Annotated in this window: 14 protein-coding genes; 8 read left to right on the top strand and 6 right to left on the bottom strand. The window is 65.7% G+C overall.

The window, feature by feature from the left end; genetic code table 11:
* The first annotated feature begins 28 nt into the window (after positions 1–28).
* The gene (locus PQ457_RS03450; RefSeq protein WP_273618388.1) at positions 29–295 is read left to right on the top strand and encodes a hypothetical protein; all 267 of its coding nucleotides are present in this window, start codon (positions 29–31) and stop codon (positions 293–295) included.
* Between the two features lie 49 nt (positions 296–344).
* Here the strand turns inward: PQ457_RS03450 and PQ457_RS03445 are convergent, their stop codons facing one another.
* Both PQ457_RS03445 and PQ457_RS03440 read right to left on the bottom strand, forming a co-directional pair.
* Positions 345–1,430 (bottom strand): NAD(P)/FAD-dependent oxidoreductase, encoded by a 1,086-nt coding sequence (locus tag PQ457_RS03445; RefSeq protein ID WP_273618387.1) that lies wholly within the window; start codon positions 1,428–1,430, stop codon positions 345–347.
* A 17-nt stretch (positions 1,431–1,447) separates the two neighbouring features.
* Complete coding sequence (locus tag PQ457_RS03440) at positions 1,448–2,401, bottom strand: alpha/beta fold hydrolase (protein WP_273618386.1); 954 nt, start codon at positions 2,399–2,401, stop codon at positions 1,448–1,450.
* Between the two features lie 135 nt (positions 2,402–2,536).
* Between PQ457_RS03440 and PQ457_RS03435 the strand changes: the two genes are divergently transcribed.
* The 7 genes from PQ457_RS03435 (at position 2,537) to PQ457_RS03405 (ending at position 9,891) form a co-directional block, all read left to right on the top strand.
* A complete protein-coding gene (locus tag PQ457_RS03435; RefSeq protein ID WP_273618385.1) occupies positions 2,537–3,025 on the top strand; it encodes an A24 family peptidase in 489 nt (162 codons plus the stop codon).
* A gap of 70 nt (positions 3,026–3,095) precedes the next feature.
* Positions 3,096–4,208 carry a Flp pilus assembly protein CpaB gene (gene cpaB, locus PQ457_RS03430; protein ID WP_273618384.1) on the top strand — a complete coding sequence of 371 codons (1,113 nt, stop codon included), beginning with the start codon at positions 3,096–3,098 and terminating at the stop codon, positions 4,206–4,208.
* A 16-nt stretch (positions 4,209–4,224) separates the two neighbouring features.
* Complete coding sequence (locus PQ457_RS03425) at positions 4,225–5,937, top strand: type II and III secretion system protein family protein (RefSeq protein ID WP_273618383.1); 1,713 nt, start codon at positions 4,225–4,227, stop codon at positions 5,935–5,937.
* A 14-nt stretch (positions 5,938–5,951) separates the two neighbouring features.
* Complete coding sequence (locus PQ457_RS03420; protein WP_273618382.1) at positions 5,952–6,596, top strand: CpaD family pilus assembly protein; 645 nt, start codon at positions 5,952–5,954, stop codon at positions 6,594–6,596.
* A 3-nt stretch (positions 6,597–6,599) separates the two neighbouring features.
* Positions 6,600–7,886 carry a CpaE/TadZ family protein gene (locus tag PQ457_RS03415; RefSeq protein ID WP_273618381.1) on the top strand — a complete coding sequence of 429 codons (1,287 nt, stop codon included), beginning with the start codon at positions 6,600–6,602 and terminating at the stop codon, positions 7,884–7,886.
* Position 7,887: 1 nt separating this feature from the next.
* Positions 7,888–8,859 carry a type II secretion system F family protein gene (locus tag PQ457_RS03410; RefSeq protein WP_273618380.1) on the top strand — a complete coding sequence of 324 codons (972 nt, stop codon included), beginning with the start codon at positions 7,888–7,890 and terminating at the stop codon, positions 8,857–8,859.
* A gap of 12 nt (positions 8,860–8,871) precedes the next feature.
* Entirely contained in the window at positions 8,872–9,891 is a 1,020-nt protein-coding gene (locus tag PQ457_RS03405; protein ID WP_273618379.1) for a type II secretion system F family protein, read from the top strand.
* A gap of 410 nt (positions 9,892–10,301) precedes the next feature.
* Here PQ457_RS03405 and PQ457_RS03400 read toward each other — a convergent pair whose 3' ends face one another.
* From PQ457_RS03400 to PQ457_RS03385, 4 genes are all read right to left on the bottom strand, one after another.
* Positions 10,302–10,742, bottom strand: coding sequence for a DUF2721 domain-containing protein (locus PQ457_RS03400; RefSeq protein WP_273618378.1), 441 nt, complete (start codon positions 10,740–10,742; stop codon positions 10,302–10,304).
* A 53-nt stretch (positions 10,743–10,795) separates the two neighbouring features.
* Positions 10,796–11,485: a TonB family protein gene (locus PQ457_RS03395; protein WP_273618377.1), complete on the bottom strand. Its 690-nt coding sequence runs from the start codon at positions 11,483–11,485 to the stop codon at positions 10,796–10,798.
* Between the two features lie 78 nt (positions 11,486–11,563).
* A complete protein-coding gene (locus tag PQ457_RS03390; protein ID WP_246869965.1) occupies positions 11,564–11,962 on the bottom strand; it encodes a c-type cytochrome in 399 nt (132 codons plus the stop codon).
* Positions 11,963–12,211: 249 nt separating this feature from the next.
* A complete protein-coding gene (locus PQ457_RS03385) occupies positions 12,212–12,916 on the bottom strand; it encodes a PadR family transcriptional regulator (protein ID WP_273618376.1) in 705 nt (234 codons plus the stop codon).
* Between the last annotated feature and the right edge of the window lie 14 nt (positions 12,917–12,930).

Below are 12,930 nucleotides of genomic sequence, written 5' to 3'. Positions count from 1 at the left end.
GCACTGTGTTTCCGCGATGGTGCTCCCCATGACCGACATACTCAGCAGCGCTTTGAGCTTCAGCATATGGCTGTGCATCCTGCTCGCCAGCCGATATCATTGGAGGGCGCGCGCTAGCCTCGCCGTCTTCGGTGCCCTCCTTGTGCTGAAAGCCGCAGAATGGATCGCGCCATTACACATCAAGGTGCAATCGCGTTTGGGCCATCCCCTCAACATTGCCTTGGAGGGCGCGACCCTGATGTTGACCTTGTGGTTTTTGTTCAAACACGCCAAACGGAAGGCACCCACCCCATAACGGGATTGCAAAGGGCCCCCGCCCTTTGCCCGCCGGAGGCATCCTCAACCTAAAACCGCCCCGGCCCAAACGCCCCCGGATCGACCTCGCCCGGCTCCTGCCCCAAGAGCAAGCGCGCCGCCATTTCCGCCGCCGCCGGAGCGGTCTGAATGCCAAAGCCCCCTTGCCCGGCGCACCAGAAGAAGCCCGGCACCGAAACATCCCAGCCATAGACCGGCAACCGATCCGGCGCGAAGCTGCGCAGGCCCGCCCAGCGATGCTCGACCGCCTCGACGCGCCAATCGACCACGCCCTCAAAGCGATCAATCGCCACGGCCACGTCGATTTCCTCGGGCGCGGCATCGCAGGGCGGCACGGGCGTCTCATCATGCGGGGTCAGCCAGAGCCGCCCGCCCTCGGGCTTGAAATAGAAGGTGCCCGCCATGTCCATCACCAGCGGCATGGCGCCCTGCGCCTCGGGGGAAACGCGGATCTGGGCCATGGTGCGCCTTAAGGGCTGGATGCCCACGGGCCGCGCCCCGGCCATCGCGGCCACCTCGTCGGCCCATGCGCCTGCGGCATTGACCAGCACCCCGGCGCGGATTTCGCGCCCGTCCTCAAGGCCCAGCGCCCATTCGCCCTCGCGCCGCGCAACCGCCAACCGCGCGCGGGTCCACACCTCGCCCCCGGCGCGGCGAAAGGCGGCAAGATAATGCTGATGCAGCCCCGCCACATCGATGTCGCGGCATGACGGCTCGGCCAATCCGGCCACCCATTGCGGGTCGAGGCCGGGCACCTGCGCCTCCAGCGCGGCGCGGTCCTGCGCGGGCAGATCGACGCCAACGCCGGAAAATTCCTCGGCAAAGGCGTGTAATTCGGGCAAATCCTGCGCCCGCGCCAGATGCAGCCCGCCGCGCGGATGCAGAAAGCCCAGTTCCTCGAGCACCGGCCCGGAGGCCAGCGTCAAAGGCTGAACCTGCGGCCCGCCATAGGTTTCCTGCCAAAAGGCCGCGCTGCGCCCGGTGGAATGGTATCCGGGGCGGTCCTCGCCCTCCAGCATGACCACAGACCCCGCGCCGCGCGCCAGCAAATGCGCGCCCAGCGAGGCGCCCGCCATTCCGGCGCCCACGATTGCAATGTCAAACCTCTGGCTCATCGCCCGACCCAAGCCGCTCAGAGCGCGCGGGTCAAGTCCGACCTGATGGGCAGCGCCACATGCTCGCCCAGAAAAGCCTCGATCCGCGCCATGGCGGGGCCGCGCACCGCATCCACCTCGCGCAGGATCTCATGGGCGGCCTCGGGGCCAAAGCTCATGATCTCGCCATGGGGCAGGCGCTGCGCCGCCTTCAGATTAGCCCGGTGGCACACCAGCCCATCGGCCGCGGTCGAGAGAATCAGCACCGGCGTCTGAACCCGTTCCAGCACGCCGGGCGCCATGAACGTCTCCATCGAGCGCAATCCGGCCGCCATCCAGCCCCAACTGGCCGGGCCCATCGCCAGTTCGGGCCGGGCCGCGCGCCAGTCCATCTCCTGCTGATAGCGCCGCGCGTCATGGGTCAGCAGCCCTTTGCGCGCATGGAGCGAACTGGCTGGCTTTTCGCCGCCGCTCCACGCCGGACGCCGCGCATCGCCCAGCTTGAGCATCGCCCAGCCCAGCGCCTTTTGCGACCAGAACGGCGCCCCGCCCGCCGCAAAGCCCAGCATCGGCGCCGAGAGCACCAGCGCATCGGGATCGACGCACCCCTGCGCCAGCGCGCGCAGGGCCAGATGCCCGCCCATCGAATGGCCGATCAGCGCAACCGGCCTTGGCCTTTCGCCCCGCCACTGCGTCCAGAACGCGGCCAGATCCTCGATCCACACGCCGAAGTCATCGACATGGCCGGTCGACTCATCCATCCCCAGCCGCCCGGACCCTGCCTGACCGCGCCAGTCGAGGCTGGTCACATGCCATCCGGCATCGCGCCATTCCTCCAGCGACTCGAGGTATTTTTCATAGAAATCGCCCCGTCCGGGCATGAACAGCAGGCTGCCGCGTTGACCATGGCGGGGGGCAAGATCGATTCGCCGGATCGGCCAGCCATCCGGCGCCATCCAGAATTGCTCAACGCCGCCCTCGGGAAGTTCCATTAGCACCTCTTTTACGCCTTGCCGCCCGCAAGCCCCCCGATTGCGCCCGCATCCACCATTTGCGCGCCTTGCGTTGGTTACTGTTTGGTAAGTCATCACCACTAAAGCGGAACCCTGATCCAGCCAGAGGTCCGCATGCTTGGTTCTTCCTTTTCCTACGGTTTGCTGATCGCCTTGGCAATCGCGCTGCTGGTGGCGGCCTATACCGACATCCGCCGCCGCCAGATCGACAACTGGCTCAATGCCGGGATCGCCCTGGCCGCCCCGATGTTCTGGTGGGCCAGCCATATGGGGCTGGCCGAAATCGGCTGGCAACTGGCGCTGGCGGCGGGGGCCTTTGCGGTGCTGGCCGGATTGTTTGCGATCGGCGCGATGGGCGGGGGCGATGTCAAGCTGCTGGTGGCGCTGGCGCTGTGGATCAAACCTGTATGGTTTGCCCAGTTGCTGATGGTGATGGCGGTGTCGGGGGGCGTGCTCACGGTGGCGCTGGCCGCATGGCATGTGGCGCGGCGCCATCCGCGCAAGCCCTCCATCCCTTATGGCATTGCCATTGCCCTTGGCGGGCTGTGGGTAATTGCTTCGGGCTATTTATTTCCGGCCGCCGGAACCGTTCTGGCGGGGTGATCGAATGTTAACCAATCTAGCGGATATTTCCGGTCGTACTGCGGTTAAAGCGTAAGGGGCTTGTTCGGCAATGGATAGACGAAGGCTGATGCTGTTGATTGGCGCGATGGTCATCGCGATCGGCACAGCGCTTGCGGCCCGCAGCATGCTCTCGGGCGGCAATGTCGCCCCTGTCGTTCAGGCGGCCCTGCCCGTGGCGCCCACCGGCCCCAAGGTGCTGGTGGCCCAGCGCGCGCTGCCCCCCGGCACGATCATCACGGCCGACGCGGTCAATTTTCAGGATTGGCCCGGCAACCTGATGAAGGAAGCCTATTTCGTCGACGGCAAGGTCGATATGAACAAGCTGATCGGCACGGTGGTGCGCTATCCGATCACCGCGGGCCAGCCGCTGACGCAGGGCTCGCTGGTGGCGCCGGGCGACCGGGGCTTTCTGGCCGCCGCGCTGGGCGCGGGGATGCGCGCGATCACCATCACCGTCTCGGAAAAGTCGGGCGTGGCCGGCTTCATCTTTCCGGGCGACCGGGTGGATGTCATGCTCACCCAGACCATTCGCGGCAATGGCGGCGACGCGCAATCGCTTAACGTGACGGAAACCGTGCTGCGCAATCTGCGCGTGCTGGCCACCGACCAGTCGACCGAGAACCAGACCAACGACGGCAAGACCGTGGTGCGCACGTTCCACACGGTCACGCTGGAGGTCACGCCCAAGATCGCCGAAAAGATCGAGGTGGCCCAGGCCGTGGGCGCGCTCAGCCTGACGCTGCGCAGCCTGGCCGACAATCAGGGCGATCTTGACCGGGCGATCGCCAATGGCGCGGTGAAACTGCCCGAAGGCGCCAGCAAGGCCGACGAGAACCGCCTGCTGGCCAGCGCCTCTCGCTCTTCGGCCTTTGGCGGCGGATCGGGCGGCGAATCGATGACCACCGGCGCCGAAGTTTCGCGCTTTCAAAAGCGCACACTGCCCCCCAGCGGCCCGGTGATGGCGGCGGCGGGCGCCCCCTCGATGGGCGCGCCGATGATGGCGCGCGCCAGCAGCAACGGCGTGCGCGTGATCCGCGGGCGCGACAGTCAGACCGTTTCCATGGGCGCCAATGGCCAGCCGGTTCAGGCGATAGCCAATGGCATGGGCGCAGCGGGCAATGCCTTTGGCGGCGGCGCAGCCGGCCCTCTGGCCCAACCTTGAGATGAGAGGCCACACAATGCAACACCGCCTCACCCTTCGACTGTCCCGCCCTCTGGCCGCCATCGCGCTGGCCTCGGTCGGCGTGACGGCCCTTGCGCCCGCCGCGCTTTACGCAGGCCCCGCCCATGCGGCCAAAAAGGCCGGGCCAAGAACCGCGTCCAGGGCCAAAGCCGCCGCGAAACCGGCCAAGGCCCCCGCCAACCGCCCCAGCCATGAAACGTCGCGCGAAACAGCCGTGCGCGCCTATGCGCCCGTCGCCATCAGCGGCCCTTCGGCGGCCATGGCGGTGGCGCTGGGCCGTGGGCAACTGGTCAGCCTGCCCTCTGCGATGAAGGATGTCTTTGTCGCCGATGACAAGATCGCCGATGTTCAGGTCAAATCGAACAACCAGCTCTATGTCTATGGCCGCAGCGCGGGCGAAACCACCATCTATGCCAGCAATGCGGCGGGCCAGGTGATCTGGTCGACCAATGTGCGCGTGGCCAGCAACATCGACAGCGTCGACCAGATGCTCAGGGTTGCCATGCCCGAATCGCACATCAATGTGGCGACATTGAGCGCGGGCACCTATCTGCTGACCGGCACCGTGGCCGCGCCCGAGGATGCCGCCGAGGCCCAGCGCCTTGTCACCGCCTATCTGGGCAAGGAAGCCAATGTCATCACCCGCCTGAAGACGGCCACCCCGCTTCAGGTCAACCTTCAGGTCCGCATCGCCGAAGTCTCGCGCTCGCTGGCCAAGCAGATCGGCGTCAACCTGACCAGCATCGCCAATGCCGGCAACGGGTTCCAGTTCGGCATTTCGCAGGGCCGTTCGGCGGCCTCCACCTATGTTCCCGGTTCGCCGATGGGCGTGGGGGGCAAGACGACCTATACCGATTCGACCGGCGCGACCCAGAACGGCACCTCGATTGCCGCGCTTTCCACCGCCACCACGCTGGCCGGGGCGGGCACCTTGTTCGGCCTGAACATTCTGGGCACGCTGGATGCGGGCGAACAGATCGGTCTGGTGACCACGCTGGCCCAGCCCAACCTGACCGCGATCTCGGGCGAAACGGGCGAGTTTCTGGCGGGCGGCGAATTTCCGATTCCCATTTCCTCGGGCCTTGGCACCGTTTCGATCGAATACAAGAAATATGGCGTCAGCCTGAGCTTTACGCCCACCGTCCTGTCCGACGGCCGGATCAGCATGCGCGTGCGCCCCGAGGTTTCGGAACTCTCGAGCCAGGGCGCGGTCACGCTCAACGGCTATTCGATCCCCGCGCTATCCACCCGCCGCACCGAAACCTCGGTCGAGCTGGGTTCGGGCCAGAGCATGATGATCGGCGGCCTGCTCCAGAACAAGGCCAGCAACACGATCCAGAAGATGCCCGGTGCGGGCGATCTGCCGATCCTGGGCGCCTTGTTCAAATCCACCAGCTTTATCAAGGGCGAGACCGAACTGGTGATCGTGATCACCCCCTATCTGGTCAAGCCGGTCAATGACGGCGACATCAAGCTGCCCACCGACGGCATGCAGACGGCCAATGATATCCAGCAGGTGGCCGCCCACATGCTGAGCGACGGCAAGAGCGGCGTGGACCGCGCGAAACCCAGCCTCAAGCCCGCCGAAACCGACGGCACCGCGCCCAAAAAGGTGGGCGCGGCGCAGGAACAGCGCAACGACCCGCCCAAGGCCGGGGCGCGCGCCGTGGCCACCGAGGCCGCCCAACCCGGCTTCAGCCTGAATTGAGAGGAGAAGCAGCGATGAACAGGACGACTTCTCCCCTTTTGGCCGCCCTCGGCCTCTCGCTGCTGCTCTCGGCATGCGGCGGCGTGGCGGAAAACCGGATGCTCTCCAGCGTCAACCAGCCTGTGGTCAGCCACAACAGCTTTGCCCTTGACGTCATCACCGGGCCGGGCGGCCTCTCGCGCGCCGAGGCGCAGCGGGTGTCGGGCTGGTTCGACGCGCTGGGCCTGCGCTATGGCGACCGGGTGGCGATTGACGATCCGCTCAAAAGCGAGGCGACGCTGGCCTCGCTTTCCGATCTGGCGGCGCGGCGCGGGTTGCAGATCAGCCGCGAGGTGCCCGTGGGCGAAGGCAGCGTGAATGCGGGCATGGCGCGCATCGTTGTCACGCGCGCGGTGGCCGCCGTGCCCAATTGTCCCAACTGGAGCGACAACAGCGAGAGCAATTTCAACAACGCCACCAGCCACAATTTCGGCTGCGCGGTGAACGGCAATCTGGCCGCGATGGTGGCCGATCCCGATCACCTTCTGGCAGGCGCGCGGGGCAAGGACCAGACCGTGGTCATGACCAGCAACAAGGCCATCGACGCCTATCGCGCGGCCAAACCTTCGGGCGATGGCGGCACGAGCGTCAAGAAAGTCGGCACCGGGGGGAGCAATTAAGCCATGAACGCACCGTGGAAACCCGGAGCGGCGCAAAACCGCGACAGTTTCGCCGCCTATGTTTGCGACGAGGCGACGCTGGACGTGATGCGCCCCTTGGCCGCCGATTTCGGCTGGGCGCCGGAAAAATGCACGCGCGGGGGCCTGCGCAGCGCGGTTCAGGCGCTTTCGGTCTCCTCCTCGCCCGCGATTCTGGTGGTCGATCTGTCGGAAAGCGGCGATCCCTTGGGCGACATCAACGCGCTGGCCGAAGTTTGCGAGCCGGGCACGGTGGTGATCGCCATCGGCCAGGTCAATGACGTGCGCCTCTACCGCGACCTGCTGGGCAGCGGCATCCACGACTACCTGCTCAAGCCCCTCTCATCAGGCCTGATGCGCGATGCGCTGGTCCAGGCGCAGAACATGCTCAACGCCCCGCGCGCCAGCGAGACCGGATCGGACACGCCGCATCTGAGCACCGCCGTCATCGGCACGCGCGGGGGCGTGGGCGCCTCGACCGTGGCCAGCTCGATCGCATGGCTGTTTTCCACCGACCACAAACAGCCCACCGCCCTGCTTGATCTGGACATCCATTTCGGCACCGGCGCGCTGGCGCTCGATCTGGAGCCGGGCCGCGGATTAACCGACGCCATCGAAAACCCCAGCCGCATCGACGGATTGTTCATCGAACGCGCGATGATCCGGGCGGGCGAACATCTCTCGCTGCTCTCGGCCGAGGCGCCGATCAGTCATCCGCTGCTGACCGATGGTTCGGCGTTTGTCCGGCTGGAGGAGGAATTCCGCCACGCCTTTGAACACACGGTCATCGACCTGCCGCGCAACATGCTGATCAATTTCCCGCATCTGCTGGCGGACGTGAATGTCGTGCTGCTGGTGACGGAACTGACGCTGGCGGGTGCGCGCGATGCGATCCGCATTCTTTCGTGGCTGCGCGCCAATGCCTCGCATGCCCAGGTGATGGTGGTGGCCAACCGCGTTCAGGCGGGCATCGCCGAAATCAGCCGCGCCGATTTCGAAGCCTCGATCGAACGCAAGATCAACGTGACCATCCCCTTTGACGTCAAGGCCGCCGTGCATTGCGCCAAGCTGGGCCAGACCTTTGCCGAGGCCAACCGCGCCACCAAGGCGGGCGCGGCGCTGCGCGATCTGGCGCTCTCGGTCAAATCGCTGATCGCGGTCGAGGCCAAGGACGGCGCGGCGCAGCCCGAGCGCAAATCGCTGCTGGGCAAGATCGATCTGATGGCCCTGCTGGGCGGCAAGAAGGACGGGGCGAAAGAAAAGGCGCGCTGATATGGACACGGTCCAGATCCTGCTGATCACTTTTGGCGCAGGCGGCTTGCTGATGCTGCTGGCACTGGCCTTTGGCGGGCCTTCGCCGGCCAAGGAGGGCGCGCGCCGGCTGCAATCGGTGCGTTTCCGCCATTCCGAAAGCGCGACCGACAAGGTCGAGGCGCAGATGCGCCGCGCTCTGGCCCAACGCCGCCCGATGATCAGCAACGATGGCAGCCCGCGTTCCCAGCTTGAAATGCTGGCGCTGCGCCTGCACCGCGCGGGCAAGACCTGGACCGTCCAGCAATATCTTCAGGCCTCGGGCGGGCTGATGGCGGTGGTATCGCTGCTGCTCTGGCTCAAGACCGGCTCGCTGATGCTCGCGCTGATGGTCGGGCTGCTGGTGGGGGCGGGCGTGCCGCATATGGTGGTGGGCTATCTGATCCGTAAGCGTTACGATGATTTCACCGCCAAGTTTCCCGATGCCATCGAATTACTGGTGCGCGGCCTGCGTTCAGGACTTCCGGTGACCGAAACGCTGGGCATCGTCTCGGCCGAAGTGCCCGGCCCCGTGGGTCAGGAATTCAAGCTGGTGACCGAACGCATCAAGATCGGGCGCGGCATGGACGAAGCGCTGCAGGACACCGCCGACCGGCTGAATATGGCCGAATTCAACTTTTTCTGCATCACCATCGCCATTCAGCGCGAAACGGGCGGTAATCTGGCCGAAACGCTGGGCAATCTGGCCGATGTGCTGCGCAAACGCGCCCAGATGAAGCTGAAGATCCGGGCAATGAGTTCGGAATCGAAAGCCTCGGCCTATATCGTCGGCTCGCTGCCTTTCATGGTGTTTTTGATGATCAATTGGGTCAATCCGCAATATCTGGCCGGTTTTTTCACCGATGATCGCCTGATCATCACCGGGCTGGGCGGGCTGACATGGATGGCCATCGGCGTGTTCATCATGGCCAAAATGGTCAGCTTCGAGATCTGAGGGGGCCAAGCGATGGACCAGACAGCCGCAACCCACCCCCATATTCTGGGCTTTGACGTGTTTTTCGTCGGCACGCTGCTGGCGGGTGTGGCCGCGATCATGGTGATGGTGGCGATCTATGCCGCGCTGACCGTGCGCGATCCGATGCAGAAGCGGGTGAAGGCGCTCAACGAGCGGCGCGAACAGCTCAAGGCGGGCATCGTTGCCCATACGCCCAAAAAGCGCGCCAATATCGTGCGCCGTTCCGACACGACCGACGCCATCCGCTCGATCCTCGACAAGCTTAAAGTGCTGCAGGACAGCCAGTTGGCCGATGCCCAGCAAAAGCTGGCGCAGGCGGGCATCCGCAACAAGGAATGGGCCGTCGCGATCATCTTTGGCCGTATGGTGGCGCCGATCATTCTGGGCGGTCTGGCCGGAATCGTGATCTATTGGATCAATTATTTCCCGCAATGGACCGATTTCAAGAAATTCATGGGCTTTGCCGCCGCCGTCGTGGGCGGCTACAAAGGCCCCGACATCTATGTCCAGAACCTGATCACCAAACGCACCGCCGCGATCCGCAAGGGCCTGCCCGATGCGCTCGACCTCCTGGTGATCTGCGCCGAGGCGGGCCTGACGGTGGACGCGGCCTTTTCGCGCGTGGCCAAGGAACTGGGACGGGCCTATCCCGAACTGGGCGATGAATTCGCGCTGACCGCCATCGAGCTGTCCTTCCTGTCCGAACGGCGCCAGGCCTTTGAAAACCTTGCCTATCGCGTGGCGCTCGATTCGGTGCGCGGGGTGGTCACGACCATGATCCAGACCGAGCGCTACGGCACCCCGCTGGCCAGCGCGCTGCGCGTCCTCTCGGCCGAATTCCGCAACGAACGCATGATGCGCGCCGAGGAAAAGGCCGCCCGCCTGCCCGCGATCATGACCGTGCCGCTGATCCTGTTCATCCTGCCGGTGCTGTTCATCGTCATCCTTGGCCCGGCGGCCTGCTCGATCGCCGATGCGTTCAGCAGCGGCCCGGCGGCGACGAAGAAATAGGCGGCGCAAAAACCGCTGTCCTACAGCAAACCATTCCGGTTATACGCCGCCACCATCCCGCGCCGTGATCCGCATCGGGGGCCGTCGACAGCCCCCCATCGGCCCCGGAGCGGGAGGACCGGCAGGCGTTGCGGGGCAAAGGCGGCGGCATCACAGTCGCCAGCGCACCCAACCGCCAAAAAGCCAGCGGGATCAAAAGGCCAAGAGCCTTTGACAGAGATGGACGGAAGCCTGCGAGCCCGACCGCCATCCGCCCGGCTGATGAGGGCCGAGCAGGGACATTGGCGTTTGCCCTGCCCTTCGCCAAAACGCTCCACACCGCCGCCCTTGCGTACCAAGGCGGCCCGCATGTCTGCCGGTCCATGGCCCATCCATCCGCAATGGCCTGCGGAGGGGCGCCTGTGGCCGTCTCAGATCTCGCGATGTGTTTCGAGATATTTTTCCGGGATGCGCAGGATCTCGGCGGCAATCTGCGTCTCGCGCAGGAAAAGCCACAGGCCCCACATCAGCAGCGCCACCGCGATCAGAAAGCCCCCCGCCGCCACGCGCTCGAGCGGCACCGACACCATTTCCTCCAGAAACAGGATCGCCACCGTCAGCCCGATGCACAGGCCCGACATCACCAGCACGCGAATCGCCCTGGTGTTCAACTGGATACGCAGATCGACCTGGCGCATTTCCAGCACGACAATGTCATGCGCGGCCCCGGTGGTTTCGCCATAAAGCTTTTGCAGCGTGCGCGCCCGATCCACGATCCGGCCCAGCCGCGTGGACAGGATATTCATGATATTGCCGATCGCCACCAGTACGAAAACCGGGGCAAGGGCAAGCTGGATAGTATGCGCGATCATGCGCCCGTTCATAATTCAAGCGCGGGCCAAACCCAAGAGGCCCCGATTCCTATTCATAGGAACCAGCTCTGTTTCCACCCGAAAACCGATTCCACCGCCCGGCCCGCCCCATCGCGCGCCGGATCGAACCGGAACCGCTCCATCGCCATCCGGCAGGTCAAGGCATCAGCAGCGGGATCGCGGCTGGGCCGATGGACGCGGCAGGCGGTGGGGCGGCCATCGGTGCCCACGGTGATCGCGATGATGACATAATCGCCGATCCGCGCCGCCGCACCCTCGCGTGGGTAATCGCGGGCGGTGATGGTTCCGGCGATCTTGATCGCCGGGCCGCCCCCGCCCTGACCCGTACCGCTGCCGCCTGCGCCGCCGCTATCGCCCGATGCCGCCGCGCCGGTGCCCGCCCCGCTGCTCGCGCCCGAGGATTGCGCCGTTCCGCTCCCCGCCACGGGCGGAGCCACATCAGGGCGCAGCGCAATCGCATTGCGGGGCGCCGAAACGGGGCGCGGCACCGCCTTGTCGCCCGCGGCCCCCTTGGGCGCGGCGGCCTGCGGTTGCGGTTTGGGGGCCGGTTTGGGGGCGGGCGGCGGCAGGGTGAAATCCACGCTGGCCATCGCCCCCGCCATGCCATCGCGCAGCCCGTCCACCCCGCGCCCCAGCCCCAGCAGGGCCAGCAGCACCAGCCCCTGCACACCGCCCGCCAGCAAGGCGGCGGCCAGACGCGTTCGAGTGGAAGGCTTTTCCATCACCCTTCTTCTAGCACCAACGCAAAGGGGGCGGAAAGCCCAAGCCTTCCGCCCCCTTATCCGAAACCTGAAACAGGCTTACTTCTTCAGCGTGCCCAGATAGGCCACGATGTTGGCGCGTTCGGCCGCATCGGGGATCACCATCGCCATGCGGCTGCCGGGCACCAGCTTGGTCGGACCCGAAATCCACTGATCGATCAGCGCCGGGGTCCAAGTCTTACCATAGGCCTTGAGCTGGGGCGAATACATCGCGAAATCGGTGGAACCGGCCTTGCGGCCAACCACGCCCAGCAGGTTGGGCGCCATGGTGCCCTTCTGGCCCGCGCCGATCACATGGCACAGCTGGCACTTGGTCTTGAACGAGGCCGCGCCCTTGGCAGGATCACCGGCAGCAGCAGCAGGAGCGGCAAAGCCCAGAGCCATCGTGGCGGCAGCCACCAGCGCGGCAGCGGGGGTAAACAGTCGCGACATCGTCATTCATCCTCTTTTCAAGCGAAAGGCCCGGCCCGGCAATTCACGCAGAATCATCCCGACCGTCTTTTTCATCGGCGCTCATGCCCGCAAAGTGGCGGGGAAAGCAAGCGTTGAGAAAGGCCCGTCAGCGTTCATAATCAACGCAAACCTCGGGCTTTTTCTCTGGCCTTGCCGCCCCCTTCCCCACAATGCGCAGTTTTGCGCTGTAGCCTGCTTATCGAACAGAATGGCTGTCGGCGCGCTGAATGGGAATTACAGCCTTTCGATCTTCTGCGTGGCCTCATCAATGATGCGCGCCACTTCAAAAGGCAGATCCTCGCCCGCCCCTTCGCGGCCCAGCCGCTCCATGACCGCGGCGCGCAGATTGTGGACCGCACGGCGCACCGGGGCGCCATCAGTCCGCTCGGCCTGCGCGGCCAGAGCCTTGAGGCGGGCAAAGAGCGCCTCGATCTGCTCGCCTTTGCCCTCGATCTCGGCGCGGCCAAGATCGCTGATGGCAAACAGGCGGCGCTTGCCCCCGGCAGTGTCCACCTCGACCACCAGCTCCATTTCGCTCAGCATCACCAAGAGCGGGTAAAGCACGCCGGGGCTGGGCTGATAGGCGCCGCCTGATCGCTCGGCAAAGGCGCGGATGATCTGATAGCCGTGCTGGGGCGCATCGGCCAGCAGCGCGAGGACGAGCAGGCGCAATTCATCGCCGTCATAGAGCTTGCCCCGGCGCCCGCCAAAGCCGCGCCCGCCGCCGCCAAAGCCGCCGCCGCGCGGGCCACCGCCAAAGCCTCCTCCAAAACCGCCCCGCCCGAACGGGCCGCCGTCAAATCCGCCTTCAAACCCGGCGGCAAAGCGCCCGTGATGGCCGTTGTGCCCCAATCCATGGTGCCCAAAGCCGTGGGCGCCCCTGCGCCCGTGTTTTCCGATGTTCGATCCGAACATGGCATACTCCTTCATATCGGTCATGAAGCCGAATGTAG

Origin of the sequence: Novosphingobium humi (genome assembly GCF_028607105.1) — a bacterium.
Lineage (GTDB): Bacteria > Pseudomonadota > Alphaproteobacteria > Sphingomonadales > Sphingomonadaceae > Novosphingobium > Novosphingobium humi.
This window is presented reverse-complemented; position numbering and strand designations above follow the sequence as displayed.